Raw genomic sequence first — 25794 nt, 5'->3', positions numbered from 1 at the left:
CGCCCTGCGGCGGAACTGCGTGGATCGAGGTGGCGGCCGTTTGGGTGGTCCAGATGAAATTCTGGTCGGCAGTCATTCCCGCCGTGCCGTCGACCGAAACATGCGCTATGCCGTACAGACCGTACTGGGGGCAGAAACTGCTTTCCAGAGAAAACTTGACCACCTGGGTTGAGGTGGCTTGCGTTGTGTCTGCCACGACCGGCGGGGCTGGCAGCATGGTGCCGCCAAGCGCCAGCACCGCCGCGGGCCCAAACAACCACTTCATTGCACACCAGCTTTCGACGCCTGATATTTACATCCAGGCGATCAGGGTTGCCCCCAGCCGGCAAAGTCTTCTCGATTGGATGCAGACGTTACCACCGGGTCCGGGCGGGCACCAGCGTAGGGAATACTTGCCTGATGCCGCGGATCTACGCGTATTACTCAGGTATTTCCACATACGCCCGGTCTCCGGTATCAGCGGGGGTGAGGGCTGCCTAGAGTCGTTCCATGCCGCGCCGCAACCCGGGAACTGAATCCGCCACAGGCGTCAGGGTTGCCCGTGAACGCCTGGCAGCGACGCGCTGGGCTGCCCGGGGTGCGGAAGATGCTGCGGATCCGGGCGAATCCGCGGATCCGGGCCGGGAACCAGGCGACTCGGCGGGGCTGCTGGAGTTGCAGGTTCCGGCGCCAGGCAGCCCTGTCCCGGTCCGGGCAGCTGATGCCGTCCTCGCCGCTGGACGGCGCGTAGGGGGCGGCACTTCACACCATGTGGATGAAACCCGCGGGTACCGCCGGGCAGGGAGACAGGCGCTGGCTGTACGATTTCGGGCCAGGACAGGGGTTAAGGCTGCTGCCCTGCTGGGCGTCCTCGCCGTGGTCCTGGGCGGCTGCTTCTGGTGGCAGGCCGGGACCGGCGGCGCGCAGGTGGTGGCTCTTAGCGACTCCGCCCCGGCCGCCGAGGAAGCACCCGATCCGGCGGATGGCGGGTCAACCGCGCCGCGGGGAGATGATGCCACCGCGGAGCCGGAAAGCATCGAGGTCCATGTTGCCGGTGCCGTGGCCAGCCCGGGGGTGGTTCAACTGCCGGCGGGAAGCCGGCTGCATGAGGCGCTTGCGGCGGCGGGCGGACCCACGGTTCTCGGGGATCCGGACCGGCTCAACCTGGCCGCCGTGCTGGAGGATGGGCAGAAGGTCCTGGTACCCATCCGCGGCGAACCGGGTCAGGCCGATGCGCCCATGGACGGCTCACCTGCGCCCGTTTCCGGTACGGGCGGCACAGGGCCAGTCAGCGGTGCCGGGAAAGTCAACCTCAACACCGCCGGCCTCGAGGAACTCGGGACCCTCCCGCGCGTCGGGCCGGTGCTGGCGCAGCGGATCGTGGATTGGCGCCAGCAGCACGGGCGGTTCAAGACAGTGCAGGAGCTCGACGCCGTCGATGGGATCGGTCCGAAGTTGCTTGAGGCCCTGCTCCCGTTGGTGGGTATCTGACGTGGCAAATCCTGAGATCGAAAAGCCCTGCACTGCACAGCCTGGCGCTGCACAGCCTGGCACTGCACGGCGTGGCGTGGACCGGACCGGCCCGCTGGGTTCTGTGGCGGTCCCGCAGAGCCGCTGGCAGCGCTACGTCGATGCGGCCGTCGATTCCCCGGCGCGTGCGGAGCACGGGGACCCGGTGGCCTCCGGCCGGATCCGCGGATCCGGCAAACCCGCGCGCTACACCGCCGCGCGTCAGCGCCCGATCGAACGGACACGGCGGACGGACCTTCGCCTGGTGCTCCCGGCACTCCTTGTCTGGGGGACCGCCGTTGCCGGAAACTGGCTGTCCCCTGCAGGGCTGGCCGGTCTCTGCACGGCGCTGGCGGCGGCCGGAGGCATGCTCATCGTGGCCGGTCGCGTCATCCTCGGCCGTTCTGGGCTCCGCCCGTCGAGGGAGCGGGGCGCCAGGAGTGGGCGGTGTGGCCACGGGTGCGGCCGCAGTGCCGGGCAGACGGTTCCGCGCAGCATTCGCGCCACGGTGGCCGTGGCGCTGTTGCTGTCCCTCGCGGCAGGCTCGCACGCCGCCGTCGAGGCCTCCCGGCGGCACGACGGCGCCATCGCTGAAGCTGTGGCCGCCCGCGCGGCCGTCGTCGCGGAACTGGAGATTGCAGGCGCCCCGCGGCGGCTCAGGATTCCCGGGGCCGGTGGCCTGCCGGACCGCTGGGCAGTTCCCGTGATCCTGACGGCGATGACCTTCGGCGGCCACAGGGTCGCCGGGGACGCGCGGTTCGTCGTCATGGGCGGGGCCACGTGGGGAGACGCCGTTCCGGGCCAGCTCCTGCGCGCCACGGGCAAACTCCGTCCCTCCGCGCCAGGGGAGCCGGAGGCAGGACTCCTGTCAGCGACGTCGGCGCCAGCCCTGTTGCGGGGACCCGGGCCCTGGCAGCAGGGCCCCGGGGAGCTTCGCCTCGCCTTCACCGCCGCGGCGGCACGGTTCGGGGGCGACGCCGGCGGGCTGCTGCCCGGGATGGTCACCGGCGACACCAGCGCCCTGGACCCCGAGCTGGAAGCCGCCATGAAGACCGTCGGGATGACGCACCTGACCGCCGTCAGCGGGGCCAACTGCAGCCTGATCCTCGGGACGCTGCTGCTCGCCGCCCGCACGCTCCGGCTTCCGCGCGCGGCAGCCGCCGCGGCCAGTCTTGCGGGGCTGGCGCTGTTCGTCCTCATGGTGGGACCGGATCCGAGTGTGCTGCGGGCCGCCCTCATGGGCAGCATCGGCCTCGCGTCCGTAGCTTTTGGCCGGGCGGGGCGCGGACTCAGCCTGCTCTGTGTTGCCGTCATCGGGCTGCTGCTGGCGCAGCCGGTCCTGGCTGCCAGCTTCGGATTCCTGCTCTCGGTCCTGGCCACGCTGGGAATCGTGGTCGCCGGACGCCGCATCATGGACTGGCTGCCACCTTCGGTGCCGCGCTGGGCTGCAGCCGGCGTCGCCGTACCCCTGTCCGCCCAGCTCTTTTGCGGCCCGGCGATCGTGTTGTTGCAGCCGCAGTTCGGCGCCTACACGCTGCCCGCGAATGTGGCCGCTGCAGCGCTCGTGGCGCCCGTTACGCTCCTCGGCACGGCCGCCGTGGTGCTCCTGCCCGCTCTCCCGGCCGCCGCGGGCCTCCTCATGGCCGCAGCTGCTGTCTTCGCAGGCGCGGTGGCGGGGGTCGCCCGGCTGTTCGCGGCTCTCCCGGGCGCCGCCTTGCCATGGCCGGAAGGAGTCTTCGGTGCAGCCACCATGGGAATCTTTTCCGCGGCTGTGCTGGCGGCGGCGTGGCTCGGCCTGCACCCTGCCGCGGTCGCCCGTGGCGTCCTCGCGGCACACTCGCGGGTAGTCGCCGTCCTCGATGGACGGTCGCACGCGGCGACACGGTCAGGCGCCCGGCGGCCCGTCGGCCGCGGCTTGGAGCACCGGTCCGGGCGTGGGACGCTTAGAGTCCGCAAACCAACTTCCGGGAGGAATCACGAGTGGCTGCTGCCCAGACCCAACGGCCCAGGACCTCGGCGTCGAACACCGCCACCTGGCGTGACGTGACACCTGCTGCCGTCGTCCTGGTGGGCGGTCCGGAAGACTACTTAGGTGCCCGGGCCATGGACCGTATCCGCGCGCAGGTCCGCGCAGTGGCGCCCGACGTCGAAATTACGCGGCTCAATGCCGGCAGCTACACGGCCGGGTCCCTGGCCATGAACGTCAGCCCTTCGCTGTTCGGCGAACAAAAGCTCATCGAGGTTGACGGGCTCGAGGCGATGAACGATGCCTTCCTTGCCGATGCCCTGAAGTATGTGGTCCAGCCGGAACCGGAAGCCTTCCTGGTGCTCCGCCACGGCGGGGGAGTCCGCGGCAAGAAGCTGCTGGACGCCATCAAGGCCGCGGGCTGGCCCGTTGTCGACTGCCAGCCGCTCAAGAAAGACGCCGAGAAGATCGCCTTCGTCACTGCCGAGTTCCGGGCGGCCTCCCGTCGTATCGACCCCGACGCCGTGCACGCCCTCGTTAATGCGGTTGGCGCGCAGCTCGCCGAACTCGCCGCCGCCTGCAGCCAGCTGATCGCTGACGCCACCACCGGCGTGGACGCGGCCATGGTGGACAAGTACTACGGCGGCCGGGTCGAGGCAACAGGTTTCAAGGTCGCCGACGCCGCGATGGCCGGCAACGGCCCGCTGGCCCTCTCCACTCTTCGCCACGCCCTGGCCACCGGCGCGGACCCGGTGCCGATCGTGGCTGCCCTGGCGTCGAAGTTGCGCTCCCTGGCCAAGGTGGCCGGCGCGCAGGGGTCGTCCTCGCAGATCGCCAAGCAACTAGGTATGCAGCCTTGGCTCGTCGAACAGGCCCAGCGGGAAGTCCGGCGCTGGACGCCCGAGGGGCTGGTCCGCTCCATCCAGGTCACCGCCGAGGCAGACGCCCAGGTCAAGGGCCTCTCCCGGGATCCTGTCTATGCCGTGGAACATGCGGTAACGGTGATTGCCACCTCGGCCAGGAGTTCCTGACACCCGCGTTCGAACCCAGTGGCCCGGCGTGTCGGCCCTGCGGGTCCGGCCGGACCAGGTGCGGCGTGTCGGCCCTGCTGGCGCGGACCCGGCTGCGGGCAGCCTGCGGCGTACCGGAGTCGTACCAGAACGGGTCCGGAGCCGGCCCGTTGCGGAACCGGTTTAACTGGATGTGGCCGGCGCCCAAGGGGTGCCGGCCACAATCATCAGTTCAAGTGAACTGGAAACCTTAGAGCGCGTTGACCTTCTTGGAGATGGCCGACTTGCGGTTTGCAGCGTTGTTCTTGTGGAGAACGCCCTTGCTGACGGCCTTGTCCAGCTTGCGGCTGGCAGAAAGCAGTGCAACAGCCGCAGCATCCTTGTCGGTGGACTCAACGGCGGTGTTGACGGCGCGGATGGCCGTCTTCAGCTCAGACTTGACTGCGTTGTTGCGCAGGCGAGCCTTTTCGTTGGTCAGGATGCGCTTCTTCTGGGACTTGATATTAGCCACGTGTGAACTCTCTTTTTCAATGCGGAAAATGGTCTAGAGGGCTTTCAGATTGGCCATTGACTGAGCGGCGTGGGGATACCTATGGCGACCAACCATCTGTGGCCGTCGACCTGCACGGACACACAGCTGTAAATAATAGCAGAGATCAACGTGCAGGCACGAGTGCGGGTGGCGATCCGTCGCCGCGCACGGCGTCCGCCGGGTCAGCTCCAGCCGTGCCGCTGCCGCAGCGCGGCCGCGATGAGGTTAAAGCGGCCTGCGTCCAGGATCGCTCCTTCGCGCCGGATGTCCTTCGCGTTGATCTGCAGAACCCGGTCCAGTTTCGCTTCGCTGGGCCGCCACTGACGGTCCCAGGGTCCCGTGCCGATGTCCACGTAGTCATCCGACCGGCGGGAGTCGCCGTCGTGGTCCTTGCTCGTCAGCATCAGGCCCAACAAATACCTGCCGCTGGCGCCCACCAACAGCACCGGACGGTCCTTGCCCTGGGAGTAGTCCTCTTCGTAGGGCACCCAGGTCCAGACGATTTCGCCGGGCTCGGGCAGGCCGTTGGGTGCGGGGGCATAGCGGACGGCGGCCCGCCCCCGGAAGTCGCCGGGATATGTCCCGGTCAGTCCGGCGGCCGGGGTGCCGCCTGTGGAGCGGGCCGGGGTACCGGGACGCGCCTGGCCCGGCCGCCGCGTCGCCGCAGGCTTTCGGGCAGGTTTTGCCGCCGGCCCACGGGTGGTTCCCGGTGCGGAGCCGCCAAGTTTATCCAGGAAGCGCAGGGCATCGCGGACCGCGCCGCTGATCGATCGTAAGTTCCAAGCCATGGGGAAACCATACCGGCAACCCCCGCAGGGAAAGGGGCAGGGAAACAGGGAGGGAGAGGTGGGGCAGAGGGTGGCCGGCAGTCGGCGGGCGGCCAGGCGCCGGCGGTCCCGGGAACGGCGCAGCACGCAGCCAGAGCCGGGGGGCCAACCGCAGCCGAACCGAGGCCAGATCGGCGGGCGGAATGCCGCCGAGAGTCCACCGGACCCAGGGCAGCGCGCAACGCAACGCAGGGATGCACTGCCACTGGCCCGGACGTGGGAGACTATAGGGACAGAATTGCGCCACGTCGCAGGATGGCATACGAGCATCCGCACCGAGCCGTGGAAAAGCCAACAGTAATGCCAACAGTAAGGACCCTGCGTGTCTCCCATGGCCCGCACCGCCCCGGTGCCCGCCGCAACAGATCCGGCCATCATCCGGAACTTCTGCATCATTGCGCACATTGACCACGGCAAATCCACACTGGCCGACCGGATGCTCCAGTTCACCGGTGTTGTCCAGTCCCGTGACATGAAGGCCCAGTACCTGGACCGCATGGACATTGAGCGCGAACGCGGCATCACCATCAAATCCCAGGCCGTCCGCATGCCCTGGGAACTCGACGGCACCAGCTACGCGCTGAACATGATCGACACCCCCGGGCACGTCGACTTCACGTACGAGGTCTCCCGCTCGCTCGCGGCCTGCGAAGGCGCGATCCTGCTGGTGGACGCGGCCCAGGGCATCGAGGCCCAGACCCTCGCCAACCTCTACCTGGCGATGGAAAATAACCTCACCATCATCCCGGTCCTGAACAAGATCGACCTCCCGGCAGCCCAGCCCGAGAAATACGCGGCGGAACTCGCCAACCTGATCGGCGGCGACCCCGACGACGTGCTCCGCGTCTCCGGCAAGACCGGCATGGGCGTCGAGGTCCTGCTGGACAAGATCGTCCGCGACCTGCCGGCACCGGTGGGCGATCCGAACGCCCCCGCCCGGGCCATGATCTTCGACTCGGTCTACGACACCTACCGCGGTGTGGTCACCTACGTCCGCGTCGTCGACGGCATGCTGCACCCGCGTGAACGCATCCAGATGATGTCCACCCGTGCCACGCACGAGCTCCTTGAGATTGGTGTGAGCTCCCCGGAACCCACCCCCTCCAAGGGCCTTGGCGTCGGCGAGGTCGGCTACCTCATCACCGGTGTGAAGGACGTCCGCCTGTCCAAGGTGGGCGACACCGTCACCAACCTGGCCAAGCCGGCCACCGAGTCCCTCCCAGGCTATGCGGACGCGAAGCCCATGGTTTTCTCCGGCCTGTATCCGCTCGATGGCACGGACTATCCGGTGCTCCGCGATGCGCTGGAGAAACTGATGCTCAACGACGCCGCACTGGTGTACGAGCCCGAAACGTCCGCCGCGCTGGGCTTCGGCTTCCGCGTGGGATTCCTGGGCCTGCTGCACCTGGAAATCACCCGCGAGCGGCTCGAACGCGAATACAACCTGGACCTCATTTCCACTGCGCCCAACGTGGAATACGAGGTCACGCTGGAGGACAAGAAGGTCGTCCACGTCACCAACCCCAGCGAATACCCCACCGGCAAGATCGCTGAGGTCCGTGAGCCGATGGTGTCCGCCACCATCCTTGCGCCGAACGAGTTTGTCGGCGCCATCATGGAGCTGTGCCAAAGCCGGCGCGGCGTCATGGGCGGCATGGACTACCTCTCCGAGGACCGGGTGGAAATCCGCTACCGCCTGCCGCTGGCCGAAATCGTCTTCGATTTCTTCGATATCCTCAAATCCAAGACCCGCGGCTACGGGTCACTGGACTGGAAGGCCGACGGCGAGCAGGTGGCCGACCTGGTCAAGGTGGACATCATGCTCCAGGGCGAACAGGTTGATGCGTTCTCCGCCATCACCCACCGCGACAAGGCCTACGCCTACGGCGTGATGATGACCGGCAAGCTGCGCGAACTCATCCCGCGCCAGCAGTTCGAGGTGCCCATCCAGGCCGCCATCGGCTCCCGGATCATCGCCCGCGAAAGCATCCGCGCCATCCGCAAGGACGTCCTCGCCAAGTGCTACGGCGGTGACATCACCCGAAAGCGCAAGCTGCTGGAAAAGCAGAAGGAAGGCAAGAAGCGCATGAAGATGGTGGGCCGCGTCGAAGTGCCGCAGGAGGCTTTCATCGCCGCGCTGACAACGGACGAGTCCAAGGACAAGGCCAAGAAGTAACGGTGCAGGTAATGACTGTTGCTGCAGTATCGGCAGGCCGGGCCCGTGCCTAGCGTTCTTCCCCTCGGCGACCCGGCGCCGGTGGACGGGCTGCTGCCCGCCCAGGCCGGTGAGGGCGCCGATCAGCGCGCTTTCGGGCTGTACGTGCACATCCCGTTCTGCGCCGTCCGTTGCGGGTACTGCGATTTCAACACCTACACCGCCACCGAGCTGGGCGGCGGTGCCTCCCAGGGCGCCTACGCCGCCACCGCGATCGCGGAGGTGGAGTTCGCCGCCGCGGCCCTGAGGGGCAGCGGCCTGCCCGACCGTCCCCTCAGCACGGTCTTCTTCGGCGGCGGCACCCCCACGCTGCTGCCGGCGGAGGACCTGGCGCGCATCCTCACAGCCGCGATCGACGCCTGGGGACTGCAGCCCGGCGCCGAGGTGACCACCGAGGCGAACCCCGATTCCGTCACGCCCGCATCCCTGCAGCTGCTGGCCGACGCCGGGTTCACCCGCGTCTCCTTCGGCATGCAGTCGGCCGTGCCGCACGTCCTGAAGGTCCTGGACCGCACCCACACGCCCAGCCGGGTGCCCGAGGTGGTGCAGTGGGCGCGTAGTGCCGGGCTCTCGGTCAGCCTCGACCTCATATACGGGACGCCGGGGGAGTCGCTGGAGGACTGGCGCTACTCGCTCGAGACCGCACTGTCCTACGCCCCCGACCACATCAGCGCCTATGCCCTGATCGTTGAAGACGGCACCAAGCTTGCCGCGCAGATCCGCCGTGGCGAAGTGCCGGAAATCGACGACGACGACCACGCCGCCAAATACGAACTCGCCGACGAACTGATTTCCGCCGCCGGGCTCAACTGGTACGAGGTCAGCAACTGGTCCCGCACCCCCGAACAGGCCTGCCGGCACAACCTCGCCTACTGGCGCGGGGACGACTGGTGGGGCATCGGGCCCGGGGCACACTCGCATGTGGGCGGCGTCCGCTGGTGGAACGTCAAGCACCCCACCGCCTACGCCAACCGCCTCGGCGCCGGCGCCTCACCCGCCGCCGGACGCGAAACGCTGGACTCCGAAACCCGAAACGTGGAACGGGTCATGCTCGAGGCCCGGCTCAATTCCGGACTCGACATCCCAAGCCTCGGCGGCCTGGGGGACACCGGCAGGCACGCTGTCGCGGGGCTGATCGCGGACGGCCTCGTGGACCCCGCGGCGGCTTTCAAAGGCCGGCTCATTCTCACGCTTAAGGGCCGGCTGCTGGCCGACGCCGTCGTCCGCAGGATCCTGCCGGACTAGTCTGCCCGGCAAAGCCTCCAATAGTTGGCTGCCGCATCAGCGGCCACAACACACCCTGCCGCACAAAACAGAGCCGGCCGCTGCCCCTGAAGGGCGGCGGCCGGCTCTCTTGCTTGGTCCGGGCAGGCCGGCTATTTGATCCAGCGCAGGTTGAACTCGTAGCGGTGCGGCTGGCCGCGGTTGACGTGGATGCCTGCCGCCACCGAGAAGCACGTCACGGCGATCCAGATCACTGTGGCGAGTACGGCGAAGAGGTTGCCCACTACCGGGATGAAGACCAGCAGATTGGCCAGCACTGCGGCTAGGGTCGGCGGCAGCGTGAAATTGAGGGCTTCCTTGGATTCCTGTGCGGTGAACGGGCCGCGGTCCTTGAAGATGAGGTAGATCAGCAACGACGGCACGCAGCCCAGGATGCCGCCGAAGTGCGCGAGCGTGGCCCACTGGCGGTCCTCGCTGGCCGTCAGCGGCAGCGCGTTTGCCGGAACGCCATGGTACGGGGGCTGGCCATGGCCAGCCTGATTGCCCGTGTGTTCGCGTGCGTTATCTGCCACGGTGTAGCCCTTCGGATTGCGGTGATGCGTTGCTGCCTGGGTTGTGCCTGAAATAGCCGGGACCGCACCGGAAGCGCGGCCGCCGTTTCAAGAATACTTGCTCGGGCCCGGAAATGGAGATCACGGGCGGCCGCCGCGGCGGACTAGGGCACGGTGAGGAAGTCAATGACCTCTTCCACGCGGCCAAGCAGCGACGCCTCCAGATCAGCGTAGCTGCGGACAGCCCCCAGGAGTTTCTGCCAGCCGAGGCCGATGTCCTCCTTTGTGGAGTGGGGCCAGCCGAAAGCCATCAGGATCCCGGTCTTCCAGTCCGTGCCGCGGGGGATCACGGGCCACTGCTCGATCCCCAGGACCGCGGGCCGGATGGCCTGCCACACGTCAACGTAGGGGTGCCCCACAATCAGGACGTTGCCGGCGGCGCCCGGTGAGGCCATGACGGCGTCGGCGATCCGCGACTCCTTGGAGTCGGACACGAGGTGGTCTACGAGTACGCCGAGGCGCCGGCCAGGGCCCGGGCCGAAGTCCGCCACGGCGGCCGCGAGGTCGTCAATGCCGTGCAGGGGCTCGACGACGATGCCCTCCACCCGGAGGTCATCGCCCCACACTTTCTCCACCAGCTCGGCGTCGTGCTTTCCTTCCACCCAGATGCGGCTGGCCTTGGCCACCTGTGCGCGCTGCCCCGCCACCCGCACCGAGCCCGACGCCGTACGGCCGGCCCCGGCGGCCGGTGCCGTCTTCTTCGGGGCCGGCGGCATCAGGCGGATGGGCTGGCCGTCCAAGAGGAAGCCGAAGCCGAGACGGAAGGACCGCGACTTGCCCCGCCGGTCCTCCAGGGCCACCACGTGCATGCCGCCGGACTTCTCCACCCGGGTTACGGCGCCCACCCAACCGGACTGGACCTCCTCGAGGACCATCCCGCGTTCCACCGGGACTTCCGGCAACTGGGTCTTGGCGGGGGCGGACAGGTCCTGGGGTCCCCAGTTCTGGTACGACATCTCTACACGCTAACTTTGCACTCGGAATGTACGGGCGGTCGGTGGAACTCTCCGGGGGCCGGAACCGGACCGCGACGACGCGGCAACGGCAGCGGCTGCCACGGTCTCGGCGCCGGCGTGACGGGAATCGCGTTCCCGCGGGCCACGCCTGGAGCGAATCCAATGCTAACAACGCGGCGACTCATATTAGACTGGTTAGCACTTAGGCATGTCGAGTGCTAACCCTTGTCCTGTGTCGGGCCGTCCGTGCACCACTTGTGGACCCGGACGGACGAGGGGAGTGGCACCGGCTGCGGGACAGTCGACAGGAGGTGGAGCGTGAGCGAACCGCGCAAACTCGAAGTGCTGCGCGCCATCGTGGAGGACTACGTCCATTCGCGTGAGCCCGTTGGTTCCAAAGCGCTCGTTGAACGGCACCATCTCGGCGTCTCGAGCGCCACGATCCGAAATGACATGGCGGCGCTGGAAGACGAGGGTCTGATCACGGCACCGCATACGAGCGCCGGCCGGATCCCCACTGACAAGGGCTACCGGCTGTTCGTCGACCAGATCTCGGCGGTGAAGCCGTTGTCGCCGGCCGAGCGCCGGGCCATCCAGGCGCTGCTGGAAGGATCCGAGGACCTCGACGACATCCTTGACCGGACCGTGAGGCTCCTCTCGCACCTGACCAACCAGGTCGCCGTCGTGCAGTATCCGCTGCGCAGCCGCGCCCGGGTGCGGCACATCGAGTTCGTGCTGCTGGCGCCCCGGAAAGTGCTGGCGGTCCTGATCGCTGACACCGGCAAGGTGGAGCAGCGCGTGATCGACGTCGGGCAGGACATTCCCGACGACGCGCTGGCGGAATTGCGGACGAGCTTTCTGGCCAGCCTGTCCGGTACACCGCTGAGCCTGATGCCGCAGCTGCTGCCCGCCGTCGTTGCCGGCGGCCCGCCCGCGCGGCGCGGAGCAGCCCAGGCGCTGGCCCGCGGCCTCGAGGCCCTGGCCACGAGCAGCCGTGAAGAGCGCATGGTCATGGCCGGCACCGCCAACCTGGCCCGCTCCAATGTGGACTTCCCGCTCAGCATCGGCCCCGTGCTGGAGGCCCTCGAGGAACAGGTGGTCATGCTCCGCCTGCTCAGCGAAATGGCCGAAGACCCGCGCGGCGTGACCGTCAGCATCGGTCGGGAAAACCCCTACGACGGTCTCGCCGAGGCCTCGGTCGTGGCCACTGCATACGGGCCGGACGCCACGGCCAAGGTCGGAGTGCTTGGGCCCACCCGGATGGACTATCCCACCACCATGGCGGCCGTCCGAGCGGTGGCCCGCTACCTTTCGAGGATCCTGGGCCCCTGACAGGCCCGGGACCGAATACGACTTCTTGCCCCACAGGCAGTGCCCACAGGCAGTACAACAAGGAAGAGATACACACTTTGAGCAGCCACTACGACGTTCTTGGAGTCTCCCGCGACGCATCGGGGGAGGAGATCAAGAAGGCCTACCGGAAACTGGCCCGGACCCTGCACCCGGACGTGAACCCCGGGGAGGACGCCTCGGACAGGTTCAAGGCCGTCACGCACGCCTACGAGGTCCTCTCCGATCCGCAGAAGCGCCGGGTCTATGACACCACGGGCAACGAGAACGGTACCGACAACGGGTTCGGCGGCGGCAGCTACTCGGGCCAGGGCTTCGCCTTCCAGGACATCTTCGAGACCTTCTTCGGCGCCGGTGGCGGCCAGGGCGGCCCGTCGTCCCGGGTCCGCCGCGGCCAGGACGCGCTGATCAGCGTCCGGATCGACCTCCGCGATGCGGTGTTCGGCGTGAACAAAAAGCTCGAGGTCGACACGGCCGTCATCTGCCCCACCTGCGAGGGGTCCTGCTGCCGGGAAGGCACCCACCCGGTCCGCTGCGACATCTGTGGCGGCAGCGGTCAGGTCCAGCGCGCCGTGCGGTCCATCCTGGGCCAGGTCATGACGTCCGCCCCCTGCGGGTCTTGCGAGGGCTTCGGCACCGTCATTAAGGACCCGTGCAACGAATGCAGCGGCCAGGGCCGGATCCGCAGCCGCCGCTCCCTCACCGTCAAGGTCCCGGCCGGTGTGGCCACCGGCACCCGCATCCAGCTGTCCGGCCAGGGCGAGGCCGGCCCCGCCGGCGGCCCCGCCGGGGACCTGTACGTGGAGATCAGGGTCAACAACGACGCCACTTACGTGCGTGAGGGCGATGACCTCCACGCGAGCCTCAACATTCCCATGACGGCGGCCGCCCTCGGCACCGAAATATCCCTCGACACCTTCGACGGACAGCAGGAGATCGACGTCAAGGCCGGCACCCAGTCCGGCGAGATCATCACCCTTCGCGGTCTCGGCGTCACGCACCTGCGCGGCCACGGCCGCGGTGATCTGAAGGTGCACCTGCAGGTGGAAACGCCGGTCAAGCTCGATCACGTCCAGGAGGAACTTCTCCGCCAGCTGGCCAAGCACCGCGGTGAGCACCTCACGGAAGGAAAGCTCGCGGCCAGCGGCGGCGTCTTCGCCAAACTGCGGGACCGGCTCGGTAACCTGTAGCGGTGAGTAACCCGGTCTTCTTCACCGCCCCAGGCGCCCTGGACCAGCAGGTCCCCGGCTCGGCCTTCGTCCTCGGGGGCACCGAGGCCCGCCACGCCGTCACCGTCAAACGGATCGGCGTCGGCGAAGCCGTCGACATCGCGGACGGCGCCGGCAAGCGCCTGACCGGCACCGTGACAGCCGTCGCTGCCGGGGAGCTGACCGTCGAATGCGTGGGCCTGGCTGAGGAACCACGGCCCGGAACACGGCTGGTCCTGGTCCAGGCCCTCGCCAAGGGCGACCGCGATGAACTGGCGGCCGAGACCGCGACCGAGTTGGGCATCGACGCCGTCATTCCCTGGCAGGCCGAGCGGTCCATTGTGCGGTGGAAGGCTGAGCGGGCCGCGAAGGCACATGCCAAGTGGCAGTCGGTGGTGACGGCAGCTGCCAAGCAGGCGCGCCGGGCATGGATTCCCGAGGTCCGGGCCGCCGTCGACGGCGCCGGGCTGCAGACGGTCGTAGCGGCGGCAGACCTCGCCGTCATCCTGCACGAGGACGCTGTGCGCCCGCTGCGGCAGGTACTCGAGGCCTGGCTGGAAAGTGTTGGGCCCGGCGAGGTTGTGGCAGACGATGCCGGATCCCGTGAGGTCCTGCTGATCGTGGGTCCGGAGGGCGGGATCAGTCCGCGGGAGGTGACCCGGCTTTGCGACGCCGGCGCAGTTACGGCCCTTTTGGGGCACCATGTGCTGCGTTCGTCCACGGCCGGGCCCGCCGCCACTGTGCTGGCCAGCGATATCCTCGGCCGCTGGTGACCTGCGGCAGCCGGCGCCGCAGGTGACGTGATGCCTTGTTGAGGTGACGGCTATTTGACCGTAAACCCGCGGGTGTCCTGGAATACTTCCTTGGCGCTGTCGGATGCGTCCACCTGGGACACCCGGACCTCGTAATTGCCCGGGCCGAGGTTCACGGACAAGGTGAACAACCCGGGCCGGGCTGCATCGGCCGAGGCGGTGGCGCTGCCGTTGAGATACGCGGTCTTGGCGTTGTCGCCGTCGCCGTCAACCTTGAGGATCGCCCAGCGGAGCTTCCCGCCCTGGACGGTGCTGCGGCCACTGATCTTGACCGAACCGTCGGCCACGGACGTGCCCTCCTGCGGATCAATGATCCACACAGGTGCCACCATCCCGGCGCTGCGGGACGTCGGCTCGCCCAGCCGGACATGGTTGAACGCGACGTAGTCGGTGTGCCCGTCCACCAGCACAACCACCTGGACCTGCTGTCCGGCATCGATGAGGCCGGCGCTGGCCGCGGCAGCTGTCGCCGTGTAGACGAGCTGCTGGATGGCGCGCTCGGCCATGGCCGCATCCACGTTGCTGTTGAAGGCATCAGCGGAGACATCCACCGTGATGACGTTCTTGCCGGAAATCGACGTCGCCAGCTTCTTCGGATTTTGCCAGGGCGTGAAAAAATCCGGGTCCAAGGGCTTCTGCGACATCATGACCCGAAGGGCGCGGGTGACGGGATTGTCCTGATCCGGAACGTCGCGGAACTCGCGGTAGAGAAACGCGTTGTCATTGGCCCGGCCGATCCAATACACCGGAGCCTTGTTCGACGTCTGGGCAGTCTCGAGCGGTGCGCTCGTGGTGGGGACGCCCGACGCCGGGGCGGGAATGAGCTCTGATGGACTGCTGGAATTTGTGATGCCGCTCTGCGGCGTCGCCACGCAGCCGGACAGGACGAGCACGGCAGGCAGCGCCAACGCCAGCGCGACGCGGCGGACGCGCCCCACCGATGGCTGCTGAACTCCACGCTTCCTGATGCCGCTGTCCCTTCGTCTTAAGCCCCGCGTCCCGCGGTGATGATCCGTTTGTTGCCGTCGCCGGCCGCTGACAGCCGCCCGATCCCTCACCGGCCGGAGGCCGGCCCGGCGATGCCGGGACAGCCGGATTCCAGCATGGCACACGGGCGCGGCGCGGAAGCCGGGTTTGGGCCCTGGCGCCGGAACTGCAACGGGAACGATATGAGGCCGATACAAAGTTGATACCTAATGGCGTCCGCTTGTGGTTCCTTGCGCTGACGTGGTCCGGGCGAGGGGACGCAGCACCAGGCGTATCAGTGCATTGGCATGCCATCGCGGAGGCGGAGCCGTTTCCTCGCCGCTGCTGGGAGGCCAGCGTAGGGCGTCAGGGCCAGGAGTTCGACACTTTTCCAGATCGTCGGCCTTTGCGCCCAACGCTGTCCGCACCCGGTCTCCAAGCACTTCGGTGCGCAGCAGCGACGGGCATGGGAGGGCACGTTGACGACGGCGAGTCCGGCCAGGCTTGGTGGAGGGCCGGTGCTTGTAAGGGATGTTTAGGGCAGACTGGTGGCGTGAGCGGAATCCCATGGGTGCTGCACGTCGATCTCGACCAGTTCATCGCGGCGGTCGAAGTGCTCCGGCGGCCGGAGCTTGCTGGCAAGCCGATCATTGTCGGCGGTCGGGGCGACCCCACGGAACGCGCCGTGGTGTCGACCGCATCCTACGAAGCGAGGGCGTTCGGCGTGGGTTCCGGAATGCCCTTACGCATTGCTGCCCGGAAAGTGCCCGAAGCTGTGATCCTGCCCGTCGATCAGGAGGCTTACCTCGCGGCGTCTGAAACGGTCATGGCTACCCTGCGCGCGCAGCCCGGCGCCACCGTGCAGGTCCTCGGGTGGGATGAAGCTTTTGTAGGCACCGAGACGGAGAATCCGGAAGCCTACGCCCGGCAGCTGCAGGCCGCTGTCCTGGAGCGAACGCAGCTGCACTGCAGCGTGGGCATCGGCGACACCCTGGTCCGGGCCAAGGTCGCCACCGGTTTCGGCAAGCCGGCCGGCGTCTTCCGTCTCACTGCCGGGAACTGGCTCGACGTCATGGGCCGTCGGCCCACCAAGGAGCTCTGGGGCGTCGGAACCAGGGTGTCGGGCAGGCTGGCCAAACTCGGCATCAACACAGTGGCCGAGCTAGCCGCGTCCGACCCCCGTGACCTGGTCCCGGAGTTCGGCCCCAGGATGGGACCTTGGTACGCGGAGCTCGGACGCGGGGACGGTGCCAGTGTTGTGGACGACACTCCGTGGGTTGCCCGAGGGCATAGCCGGGAGACCACCTTCCAGCGCGACCTGACCGAACCCGCCCAGGTCGACGACGCCGTGAGGGAGTTGACAGCGCGCGTCCTGGAGGATGTTGTGGCCGAAGGTCGGCCCGTGGTTGGGCTGACCCTCAAGGTCCGGTACGCGCCGTTCGTCACCAAGACCCACGCGAGGAAGCTTCCCGAGACATTCGACCGGGACGAAATCCTCGCGCAGGCGCTGGACCTCGCAGCCGGAATCGAAGCGGACCGTCCGATCCGGCTCCTGGGCCTGCGGGCCGAAATGGCAATGCCCGACGATGCCCGAAAGGGACATACGCCGACGCGCGGCGGCTGGTGACGGCGTCGCTTCCTTACCGGTGCAGCGTTCTGCGGGCCGGCTGCAAAATGACCCTGGCAAGCTCTCAAGTCAAAGTTAGGCTGGGACGATGGAATATCAGATCCGCCAGGCCGCGGTCGAGGACGCTGATGCCGTTGTCAGGATGCACACCCTGGCCCATGAGGAATGCTACGGGCACCTTTTGTCCCCGGCGTTCTTCGATGCCCGCCGTGCCAGCATGCCGGTGCGCGTGGAAAAACGCCGACCGTATCTGGACAGCGCCCAGCCGCGAATCATCGCCGTGGACGAGAGTAATGAAATAGTTGGATTTGCCGACGCCGGTACGGGGCGTGACGATGACCTGCCTGGCGAACTTGAGCTTTACTCCATTTACACGCTGAGGCGCACTCATGGCACTGGGCTCGGTGTCGCCCTGTTGAAGGCCGCCCTCGGCGATTTACCCGCCTACCTGTGGGTCCTTGAGGCCAATGTGCGCGCTCAGGCCTTTTACGCCAAGAACGGTTTTCAGCCTGATGGGACGCGTAAGTTGCTTTCACCCGAATGGGAGGAACTACCTGAAATACGGATGGTCCGCTCCGACATTTAGCCGGGCAGGTGTCACGCTGAACGTCGACTGAGGAAGTACCTTACTTTGGCGGTGCGCCCGCAAAGGCACCCGTCCATTAGAGTCGGACAAATGAAACGGGCTGTGATCCTTGGAGGCACTGGCGTTCTCGGCCGCGCGATTGCGTGGCGGCTGATCCGTGCCGGCTGGGCTGTGGACGTGACGGGCCGGGACCGGACCAAGATGCCGGCTGACCTGGCTGCCGCCGGTGCCCGATTTATCGCCGCCGAACGTCGTGACGACGCCGCACTGGCCGGGGTGATGGCCGGTGGTGCCGATCTCCTCGTGGACGCGGTGTGCTACACCGACGCCGACGCCCGGCAACTCCTGCCGCACCTGGCCGCGGTGACCTCGGCCGTCATGCTTTCGAGCAAGGCTGTGTACGTTGACGCCGCCGGCAACCACGTCAATTCCGATGTAGCGCCACGCTTTGATGCGCCGATCCTTGAGAACAATCCGACCATGCGGCCGGGAACCGGGGACTACCAATCCCGGGAAGGCTATGGCGCCAACAAGGTGGCCGCAGAGAACACCCTCCTGGACAGCGGCCATCCCGTGACGGTGATCCGGGCGTCCAAGGTTCATGGTGAGGGCGCCGCCCTGCCCCGGGAATGGATGTTCGTCAAACGGGTGCTCGACCGGCGCCCGGCCGTGTTCCTGGCCCATGCGGGGCAGGGCGCAGACCACACGACGGCAGCGGTGAACACGGCGGCCCTCGTGGAACGGGTTGCCGCCGTGCCCGTGGCACGGATCCTCAACAGCGCCGATCCAGATGCGCCGAATGCCCGGCAGATCGCCGCAGCAATTGCCCGCTACCTGGGCCACCACTGGGAAGAAGTGCTTCTGGATGACAGCGCACCCGCGGGCCTCGGTGACCATCCGTGGGATTTCCGGCCTCCGCTGGTACTGAGCACCAGGGCCTCCCTCGACCTCGGCTATGAACCTGTGGGGACATACGCTCAGACCATCCCGCATCAGGTGGACTGGCTGGTGAAGGCGGCAGCGGCGGGAGCCATGCCGGGAACCGGCGATCCGTCCCTCAAACACTATCTCGACTACGCCCGGGAAGAGCAGTTCACCGCTGGTTCGGCCCTGCGAGCACGTTAACTTCCCCTATGAAGGACTAAGTGTTGAAGACACGAAGGGTTTGTCGACGAGGATGGCGGCCTGTGGATGGTTTTCCTTGGCCCTCGGTGAACGCACCAGCTGGGCGCGCATCTCAAAGCCTTGTTCGGTGAACCGGAGCGCCACCTCCTCGGGTGCGTGCAGTTCCGCCCGGAGCTGGACGTCGTGTCCGTAGGCACGGTCAATCGTGCGGTGGCCGCTGCCGGCGTGGAAGGCGACGAGCGCCGAACCGCCAGGGCGGAGCGCCCTCCAGAACTCGCGCGCGATCGCCGGCAGAGCCGTCGGGGGAGAGTGGATGATCGAGTACCAGGCGAGGACACCGTCCGCAGCCGCGTCGGCCTGGGGCAGGTCCGTCAGCTCTCCCAGCTCGAACAAGAGCCCGGGATGCAGTTGTTGCGCGATCCGGACCATTTCGGGCGACAGGTCCACACCGCTGACGTTCAGCCCCGCGTGGCCGAGGTAACTGGTCATGCGTCCGGCACCGCATCCGACGTCGATCACCGTCCGGTCCGCCGTGCCGCGCATGTGGGCGATGAAGTGGTCCATCATGGCCATATCCAGCGGGGCCTCGAAACTGGTATCCGGGATCACCGCTGAATAGGTCTCGGCGACTGTGTCGTACGCGGATCTGACGTCCATCAAATTTTCCTGGTTTGCCATCAACCGAGCCTAACGGCCATGGCCGGCGAACTCCTGGTGCCGAATTCTTACGTCATGCAACGGGTCCGTGACGCGTTGTGTCGTTGCGCGACTGTGCGTTGCAGCCGGGCTTGGGAACCCGCGTCTGCGGTGGTTGATTGGGGCTACCAGCGCTCGAAAGGACCCGCCATGACGGAACATTCTGACCTCAGCCCGAAGGCACTCCGCCACATTCTCGGACACTTCGCCACCGGACTGACGGTGATCACCGCAGCAACCCAGCACGGGCCGGCCGGTTTCACTTGCCAGTCCTTCGCCTCCCTGTCCCTGGAGCCGGCCCTGGTCACTTTCAGCCCCGCACGGACATCGAGCACCTGGCCGCTGCTGCGTGCGGCGGGTCGGTTTGCCGTGAACATCCTGGCGGCAGAGCACCAGCATCTGGCGGGGCAGTTCGCGCGCTCGGGGACGGACAAGTTCGCCGGCGTCGGCCATTCTCCCTCGCCGCTGGGCAACCCCGTCCTGGATAACGCCCTGGCCTGGGTGGATTGCGAACTCCACCAGGAGTACGACGGCGGCGACCACACGATCGTCGTCGGCGCCGTCCGCGCCCTGGGCGCCCGCCCCGACGCTGAGCCCCTGCTCTTCTACAAGGGACGGTACGCGGGCGTCGGGTCCCGCGCCGGCGCGCTGGAGAGCGCGGCTTGACCGTGTCGGAACCGGAACGGGTTCCGAAGCCGGAGCGGGCGCCGGAACCCGGCAACGCGGAACAGCCGTGCCCGGCAACAGGCGCCCACTGGCTCGAGGGGTGGGTCATCTTCGGAAACGCCTACCCGTAACGGCCGGCGCCGGATCCCCTCCGGCGTCGGCCGCGCCGCGCTGGCGTAAGATGGAAGCACCCGTAGACCCTGGCCGCGGGCGGTGCGAACCGCCGTCGGTACGGATCACGGCGACAGACCATATTCATACTGGAGGGGACCAGAGGCCCGCGGGCCAACACCATGACTGAAGCAGCGAACGGCAAGGCCCGGTTCAGCGCCCGAGAACGCACCGCAGGGGAATTTCCCCACTCCCTACCAGGGCTGCGGACGGAGGTGGTCTTGTTCGACGACTCAGAGCAGATGGTCCAGTCGCTGGGCAGCCATGACGAAGCCCTAAGGTTCATCGAAAACCAGTTCCCCGCCGTCGATTTCCATGTCCGGGGCAACGAGCTTGCGATCAGCGGTCCTGCCGCCGACGTGCCGCGCATCATGCGCCTGCTCAACGAGGTGCGGGGGCTGGTGGCCCGGGGCACCGTCATCACCCCGGCCGTGCTGCAGCAGCTCGTCTCCCTGCTGCGCAGCCAGTCGCTGCAGAACCCCGTGGAAGTGTTGACCACCAACATCCTCTCCACCCGTGGGAAGACCATCCGGCCCAAGACGCTGAACCAGAAGAACTATGTGGACGCGATCGACGCCAACACCGTGATCTTCGGGATCGGTCCGGCCGGTACCGGCAAGACCTACCTGGCAATGGCCAAGGCCGTCCAGGCCCTGCAGCAGAAGGAAGTCAGCCGCATCATCCTGACCCGTCCTGCCGTCGAGGCGGGGGAGCGGCTCGGCTTCCTGCCGGGCACCCTGAGCGACAAGATCGACCCCTACCTGCGGCCCCTGTACGACGCCCTGCACGACATGATGGACCCCGAATCCATTCCCCGTCTCATGGCCGCCGGCACCATCGAGGTCGCCCCGCTGGCGTACATGCGAGGCCGCACGCTGAACGATGCCTTCATCATTCTCGATGAGGCGCAGAACACCACGCCGGAACAGATGAAGATGTTCCTGACCCGTCTGGGCTTCGGCTCCAAGATGGTGGTCACCGGCGACATCACCCAGGTGGACCTGCCCTTCGGCACCCGCTCGGGGCTCAGGATTGTCGAGGAGATCCTGCAGGGAATCGAGGACGTCAACTTCTCGATCCTGGACGCCTCAGACGTCGTCCGGCACCGCCTGGTGGGGGATATCGTCAATGCCTACAGCATCTGGGACGAAGTCCAAAGGAACCGGGTCAAGCACTCTGTTGCCCGGGAAACGCGGGGAGAACACGCATGAGCATTGAGGTCAACAACGAATCCGGCGTCGTCGTGGACGAGGCCGGGCTCGTGGCGCTGTCGCGTTTCATCTTCGAAAGCCTTTACATCCACCCGCAGGCGGAGCTGTCCATTCTGCTCGTGGACGAACCGGCCATGGAAAAGCTGCACCTCGAACTGATGGACGAGCCAGGCTCCACCGACGTCCTCTCCGTCCCCATGGACGAGCTGACCCCGGGCACGCCGGACAAGCCGACGCCGCAGGGCATGCTCGGCGACATCGCCATCTGCCCCCAGGTGGCCGAGGTCCAGGCCCGCAACGCCGGCCACTCCACCCAGGACGAGATGCTGCTGCTGACCACGCACGGCATCCTGCACCTGCTGGGCTATGACCACGCCGAGCCGGAAGAGAAGGAAGAGATGTTCGGGCTGCAGCGCGAACTCCTGACCGCCTTCACCGGCAAAGCGGCCCCGTCCGAGACGGTTCAGTGACCCCACTGATCCTCGCCGGCATGGCGCTGGTGTTCCTTAGCTTTGCCGCAGTGCTGACCGCTGCCGAGTCCGCGTTCAACTTCCTGCCCAGGCACGACGCCGAGCAGGCGGTCCTGAACAGCAGGGGCACCTCGCTCAAACGCATCCTGGCCCAGCCCGTGGGGCACATGCGCGCCCTGCGGTTCTGGCGGGTCTGGTTCGAGATGGCCGCCGCCGTCGCCGTGACCGTGCTCCTTTACAGCATGCTGGACAACGTCTGGCTGGCCGGACTGGCGGCCACCGGCATCATGGCGCTGGTCGGCTTCGTGATCGTGGGGGTGTCCCCGCGGCAGCTCGGCCGGGTCCACTCTGCCGCCCTGGTCCGGTTCAGCGCCCCGCTGGTCCGGTCCCTCTACGCCGTGCTCGGCCCGATCCCGGGCTGGCTGGTGCGGCTCGGCAGCGTCGTGGCTCCCGGCGCGCCGGCCGACAGCGAGGCGTTCTTCAGCGAGGAAGAATTCCGCGAACTCGTGGACCGGGCCACCGAGTCCGACGTGATCGAGGACAACGAGGCCGAGCTGATCCAGTCGGTCTTCGACTTCGGGGACACCCTGGTCCGCTCCGTCATGGTGCCCAGGACAGACATCCTCACGATCGACTCCGGGTCCAGCCTGCACCGGGCGATGTCGCTGTTCCTGCGCTCCGGGTACTCGCGGATCCCGATTATCGGCGAAAACACGGACCAGATCCTAGGCATTGTGTACCTGAAGGACGTTGCCGCCTCGCTCCACAACCTCGGCCCGGACGAGGAACCCCCGGTCGTGGACGAGGTGGCCCGCGAGGTCCGCTACGTGCCGGACTCGAAGCTCGTCAGCGACCTGCTCCGCGAACTCCAGAAGGAATCCACACACGTTGCGATCGTCATCGACGAATACGGCGGAACGGCGGGTCTGGTCACGCTCGAGGACCTCATCGAGGAGATCGTCGGCGAAATCGTGGACGAATACGACACCGAAAGCGCCGAGGCCGTGGCCCTGGGGGACGGAAGCTACCGGGTCAGCGCCCGCATGAGCATCGATGACCTCGGCGAACTCTTCGACCTCGAGCTCGACGACGACGAAGTAGACACCGTGGGCGGCCTGCTCGCCAAGGCCCTCGGGCGGGTGCCGATTGTCGGCAGCACCGTCCAGGTCCACGGACTGTCCCTCCGCGCCGACAGGCTGGAGGGCCGGCGGAACCGCGTCAGCCACATCATTGCGGCCGCCGTAGCAAAAGAACAAACTGACCTTGAAGACCTTCTCGACGAGGCCGCACCAATCCAACAGGGAGTCTCACGTGAGCAAGCAGAATAAGTCCGACGGCGACGCAGCCTACGGCGGCTACCGCGCCGGTTTCTCGGTGCTGGTCGGACGGCCCAATGCGGGCAAGTCCACCCTCACCAACGCCTTGGTCGGTCAAAAAGTCGCGATCACCTCGGCCAAGCCCCAGACCACGCGCCACACAATCCGTGGCATCGTGCACCGGGACGACGCCCAGTTGATCCTCGTTGACACCCCGGGCCTGCACCGCCCGCGCACGCTGCTGGGGAAGCGGCTGAACGAACTGGTCGCCGATACCCTCGCCGAGGTCGACGCGATCGGATTCTGCCTGCCGGCCAACGAGAAAATCGGCCCGGGGGACAAGTTCATTGCCGCCCAGCTCGCCGCCATCCCCAACAAGCCCATCATCGCGATCGTGACCAAGGCCGACACCGTCGACCGCCAGGCCCTCACCGAGCAGCTGCTCGCCGTCGCCGCCCTGGGCCGCGAGGTCCTCGGCGAGGACGGCTGGAAGGACATCGTCCCGGTCTCCGCCACGGACGGCTTCCAGGTCGAGACCCTTGCCGACGTCCTGATCGGTCACATGCCGGCGTCGCCGCCGCTGTACCCCGACGGTCACCTGACGGACGAACCGGAAGCGGTGATGATCGCCGAACTCATCAGGGAAGCAGCCCTCGAAGGCGTCCGCGACGAATTGCCGCACTCCCTGGCCGTCGTCGTCGATGAGATCGTTCCGCGGGAAGGCCGGCCCGAGGACCGTCCGTTCCTGGACGTCCGCGTCAACCTGTACGTCGAGCGGCCTTCCCAGAAGGCCATCATCATCGGCAAGGGCGGTGCCCGGCTCCGCGAGGTCGGCACCAACGCGCGCAAGGCGATCGAGGCGCTGCTCGGTGCCCGGATCTACCTTGACCTGCACGTCAAGGTCGCCAAGGACTGGCAGCGCGACCCGAAGCAGCTCGTCAAACTGGGCTTCTGAGACGCGCTGTTCTTAGGCCGCTATTGTGGCCGTTGGCCCTTCCCGCCGCTCCCAAGAGAGGGCCATCGGCGTTTTCTCAGATTCGGACTCTAAAATGAGCTGACTCCCCGTTCGTTTAGGAAGGCTCAACAAGTGGTTCGACCCCGTGACAACCGTGCCGACGGATCCGCCCCGCCGGCCCGGTCAACAGCCGCTGCCCGGCACACGGCCGATCCCGCCGTTGGTCCGGCCCGCCACCTCGGCTCCGCCCGCCGGACCCCCACCTGGCTGAAAGTCTTTACGGGCGTGGTGGCCGTGCTCTTGGTCGGCGTGATCGCCTTTGGCGCCTACTGGACCATCCGGCTCCAGGGCAACCTCACCAAGGCCCCACTGAGCGCCGGCAGTATCAAGACCGAAGGTGCCGTGAACGATTCGACGGACCGGATGCAGATCCTGATCCTCGGCTCGGACACGCGCGACGGGAAGAACTCGCAGTACGGCACCAGCGATGACGCGACCGGATATGGGCACTCGGATGTGATGATGCTGATGGACATCTCCGCGGACAACAAGCGGGTCAACGTCGTCAGCTTCCCCCGTGACCTGCTGGTCGACATCCCCAAGTGCAAGGATCCGAAAACCAACAAGGAGTACCCGGCTCAGACCGGCGTCATGATCAACTCGGCGATGTCCGAGGCCGGCATCGGCTGCGCCGTGGACACCGTCAACAAGCTCACTGGCCTGGAGATCGACCACTTCATGATGGCCGACTTCAACGCCGTCAAGGAACTCTCCAACGCCGTGGGCGGCGTATCAGTATGTGTCAGCGACGCAGTGTATGACCCCGACTCGAAGCTGCGCCTGCCCAAGGGCACCTCCACCGTCCAGGGCGAGCAGGCCTTGTCGTTCGTGCGCACCCGGCACGCCTTCGGCGACGGCGGCGACCTCGGCCGGATCAAGGCCCAGCAGGGCTTCCTGTCCGCGCTGACCCGGAAAATCAAGGACGACGGCACCCTGACCAACCCGGCCCGGATGCTCGGCATCGCGGACGCGATCACCAAGAACCTGACCATCGACGACGGCCTGGCCTCTGTGCCGACGCTGCTGACCGTGGGCAACCGGCTCAAGAACATCGACGTCGGCAAGGTAGCCTTCGTGGCCACGCCGACAGTCCCGGCCGAAACGGACATCAACCGGCTGCAGCTGGCCGAGCCCGCGGCATCCCAGCTGTTCGCCGCCATGCGCAACGACGTGGACCTGACGGATCCGACCGCGAAGCCGAGCGCTTCCCCGAGTGCCAGCGCCACGCCGACGCCCAGCCCCACCACCCCGGCCTATGACAAGACACAGCAGCCCGTGACCGTGGCCAACGGCTCGGGTGTTCCGGCCCGGACCCAGGAGATCATGCAGGCCATTAAGGGCGCCGGTTTCACCCAGGTGGGCCAGTTGACGGCTCCGCCCGTCGCCGCGACGGCGGTCTACTACGGTGCGGACTACGCTGACGTGGCCGGGGACGTCGCGGCCCTGCTCGGTGTGGCGCCGGACCGGGTGCTCCCGGCCGCCGGAGTTGCCGGTGTCCAGGTCTACCTGGGCAGTGACTTCGCCAACGGGACGCCGACCGCCGCCGCCGCTGCCCCGCAGCTGCCCAAGGACATCGTCAACCAGACAGCCGGCGACACCGTTTGCCAGCAGGCCAACCCGGCACTCATCACCCGCTGACCCGGCAACCAGGAAGGCTCCCGTTCAGATTTTCCTGAACGGGAGCCTTCCTTTTTGTCATGGGTGCTGGACGGCGGCCTTTAGAGGCTCTTCCACGTCCTGCGGGGT

At 67.4% G+C, this 25794-nt stretch carries 23 protein-coding genes; 17 read left to right on the top strand and 6 right to left on the bottom strand.

The annotated features are described in order from the left end of the window. The first annotated feature begins 489 nt into the window (after window positions 1-489). The 3 genes from AC1DZV_RS12310 (at window position 490) to holA (ending at window position 4485) form a co-directional block, all read left to right on the top strand. Window positions 490-1470, top strand: a complete 981-nt coding sequence (locus AC1DZV_RS12310; protein ID WP_476953806.1) for a ComEA family DNA-binding protein — start codon at window positions 490-492, stop codon at window positions 1468-1470. A gap of 76 nt (window positions 1471-1546) precedes the next feature. Further along, entirely contained in the window at window positions 1547-3535 is a 1989-nt protein-coding gene (locus AC1DZV_RS12305; RefSeq protein ID WP_476953805.1) for a ComEC/Rec2 family competence protein, read from the top strand. Next, a complete protein-coding gene (gene holA / locus AC1DZV_RS12300) occupies window positions 3469-4485 on the top strand; it encodes a DNA polymerase III subunit delta (RefSeq protein ID WP_476953804.1) in 1017 nt (338 codons plus the stop codon). The genes AC1DZV_RS12305 and holA overlap by 67 nt, the downstream gene beginning before the upstream one ends. 229 nt (window positions 4486-4714) lie before the next feature. Here holA and rpsT read toward each other — a convergent pair whose 3' ends face one another. Both rpsT and AC1DZV_RS12290 read right to left on the bottom strand, forming a co-directional pair. Next, window positions 4715-4975, bottom strand: coding sequence for a 30S ribosomal protein S20 (gene rpsT, locus AC1DZV_RS12295; RefSeq protein ID WP_018773112.1), 261 nt, complete (start codon window positions 4973-4975; stop codon window positions 4715-4717). Window positions 4976-5178: 203 nt separating this feature from the next. Next, window positions 5179-5784 carry a type II toxin-antitoxin system PemK/MazF family toxin gene (locus tag AC1DZV_RS12290; protein WP_476953803.1) on the bottom strand — a complete coding sequence of 202 codons (606 nt, stop codon included), beginning with the start codon at window positions 5782-5784 and terminating at the stop codon, window positions 5179-5181. A gap of 361 nt (window positions 5785-6145) precedes the next feature. On the opposite strand from AC1DZV_RS12290, the gene lepA reads away from it, so the two are divergent. Both lepA and hemW read left to right on the top strand, forming a co-directional pair. Then, a complete protein-coding gene (lepA, locus tag AC1DZV_RS12285) occupies window positions 6146-7999 on the top strand; it encodes a translation elongation factor 4 (protein ID WP_026266375.1) in 1854 nt (617 codons plus the stop codon). Window positions 8000-8044: 45 nt separating this feature from the next. Continuing rightward, on the top strand, window positions 8045-9283 hold the full coding sequence (gene hemW / locus AC1DZV_RS12280; RefSeq protein ID WP_476949437.1) for a radical SAM family heme chaperone HemW: 1239 nt from the start codon (window positions 8045-8047) through the stop codon (window positions 9281-9283). Window positions 9284-9414: 131 nt separating this feature from the next. Here hemW and AC1DZV_RS12275 read toward each other — a convergent pair whose 3' ends face one another. Next, entirely contained in the window at window positions 9415-9834 is a 420-nt protein-coding gene (locus AC1DZV_RS12275) for a DUF4870 domain-containing protein (RefSeq protein ID WP_026537291.1), read from the bottom strand. Window positions 9835-9977: 143 nt separating this feature from the next. After that, window positions 9978-10829, bottom strand: coding sequence for a DUF3097 domain-containing protein (locus AC1DZV_RS12270; RefSeq protein ID WP_476949438.1), 852 nt, complete (start codon window positions 10827-10829; stop codon window positions 9978-9980). 318 nt (window positions 10830-11147) lie between these two features. Here AC1DZV_RS12270 and hrcA point away from each other — a divergent pair, with 318 nt between their 5' ends. The 3 genes from hrcA (at window position 11148) to AC1DZV_RS12255 (ending at window position 14160) form a co-directional block, all read left to right on the top strand. Further along, on the top strand, window positions 11148-12161 hold the full coding sequence (gene hrcA, locus AC1DZV_RS12265) for a heat-inducible transcriptional repressor HrcA (RefSeq protein WP_476943603.1): 1014 nt from the start codon (window positions 11148-11150) through the stop codon (window positions 12159-12161). Window positions 12162-12238: 77 nt separating this feature from the next. Further along, on the top strand, window positions 12239-13369 hold the full coding sequence (gene dnaJ / locus AC1DZV_RS12260) for a molecular chaperone DnaJ (protein WP_243177400.1): 1131 nt from the start codon (window positions 12239-12241) through the stop codon (window positions 13367-13369). Between the two features lie 2 nt (window positions 13370-13371). Next, window positions 13372-14160, top strand: coding sequence for a 16S rRNA (uracil(1498)-N(3))-methyltransferase (locus AC1DZV_RS12255; protein ID WP_476949439.1), 789 nt, complete (start codon window positions 13372-13374; stop codon window positions 14158-14160). 50 nt (window positions 14161-14210) lie between these two features. Here AC1DZV_RS12255 and AC1DZV_RS12250 read toward each other — a convergent pair whose 3' ends face one another. Continuing rightward, the gene (locus AC1DZV_RS12250) at window positions 14211-15137 is read right to left on the bottom strand and encodes a GerMN domain-containing protein (protein WP_476949440.1); all 927 of its coding nucleotides are present in this window, start codon (window positions 15135-15137) and stop codon (window positions 14211-14213) included. Window positions 15138-15718: 581 nt separating this feature from the next. On the opposite strand from AC1DZV_RS12250, the gene AC1DZV_RS12245 reads away from it, so the two are divergent. From AC1DZV_RS12245 to AC1DZV_RS12235, 3 genes are all read left to right on the top strand, one after another. Beyond that, window positions 15719-16792 carry a DNA polymerase IV gene (locus AC1DZV_RS12245; protein WP_476953802.1) on the top strand — a complete coding sequence of 358 codons (1074 nt, stop codon included), beginning with the start codon at window positions 15719-15721 and terminating at the stop codon, window positions 16790-16792. An 88-nt stretch (window positions 16793-16880) separates the two neighbouring features. Then, a complete protein-coding gene (locus AC1DZV_RS12240; RefSeq protein WP_476949442.1) occupies window positions 16881-17378 on the top strand; it encodes an N-acetyltransferase family protein in 498 nt (165 codons plus the stop codon). 90 nt (window positions 17379-17468) lie between these two features. Next, window positions 17469-18503: an NAD-dependent epimerase/dehydratase family protein gene (locus AC1DZV_RS12235; RefSeq protein ID WP_476953801.1), complete on the top strand. Its 1035-nt coding sequence runs from the start codon at window positions 17469-17471 to the stop codon at window positions 18501-18503. A gap of 6 nt (window positions 18504-18509) precedes the next feature. On the opposite strand, the gene AC1DZV_RS12230 is transcribed toward AC1DZV_RS12235, so the two are convergent. Beyond that, entirely contained in the window at window positions 18510-19160 is a 651-nt protein-coding gene (locus AC1DZV_RS12230) for a class I SAM-dependent DNA methyltransferase (RefSeq protein ID WP_476953800.1), read from the bottom strand. 189 nt (window positions 19161-19349) lie between these two features. Here AC1DZV_RS12230 and AC1DZV_RS12225 point away from each other — a divergent pair, with 189 nt between their 5' ends. The 6 genes from AC1DZV_RS12225 (at window position 19350) to AC1DZV_RS12200 (ending at window position 25686) form a co-directional block, all read left to right on the top strand. Then, window positions 19350-19865 (top strand): flavin reductase family protein, encoded by a 516-nt coding sequence (locus AC1DZV_RS12225; protein WP_476949445.1) that lies wholly within the window; start codon window positions 19350-19352, stop codon window positions 19863-19865. Between the two features lie 293 nt (window positions 19866-20158). Further along, window positions 20159-21247, top strand: a complete 1089-nt coding sequence (locus AC1DZV_RS12220) for a PhoH family protein (RefSeq protein WP_028276708.1) — start codon at window positions 20159-20161, stop codon at window positions 21245-21247. Then, window positions 21244-21717 (top strand): rRNA maturation RNase YbeY, encoded by a 474-nt coding sequence (gene ybeY, locus AC1DZV_RS12215; RefSeq protein WP_028276709.1) that lies wholly within the window; start codon window positions 21244-21246, stop codon window positions 21715-21717. Before AC1DZV_RS12220 ends, ybeY begins: the two co-directional genes overlap by 4 nt. Further along, on the top strand, window positions 21714-23045 hold the full coding sequence (locus AC1DZV_RS12210; RefSeq protein ID WP_476949446.1) for a hemolysin family protein: 1332 nt from the start codon (window positions 21714-21716) through the stop codon (window positions 23043-23045). Before ybeY ends, AC1DZV_RS12210 begins: the two co-directional genes overlap by 4 nt. Further along, window positions 23029-23988, top strand: a complete 960-nt coding sequence (era, locus tag AC1DZV_RS12205) for a GTPase Era (protein WP_476870887.1) — start codon at window positions 23029-23031, stop codon at window positions 23986-23988. The genes AC1DZV_RS12210 and era overlap by 17 nt, the downstream gene beginning before the upstream one ends. Window positions 23989-24120: 132 nt before the next feature. Continuing rightward, window positions 24121-25686 carry an LCP family protein gene (locus AC1DZV_RS12200; RefSeq protein WP_459384907.1) on the top strand — a complete coding sequence of 522 codons (1566 nt, stop codon included), beginning with the start codon at window positions 24121-24123 and terminating at the stop codon, window positions 25684-25686. The last annotated feature ends 108 nt before the right edge of the window (window positions 25687-25794 follow it).

The organism is Arthrobacter sp. P1_D12 (genome assembly GCF_056406175.1).
This window is presented reverse-complemented; position numbering and strand designations above follow the sequence as displayed.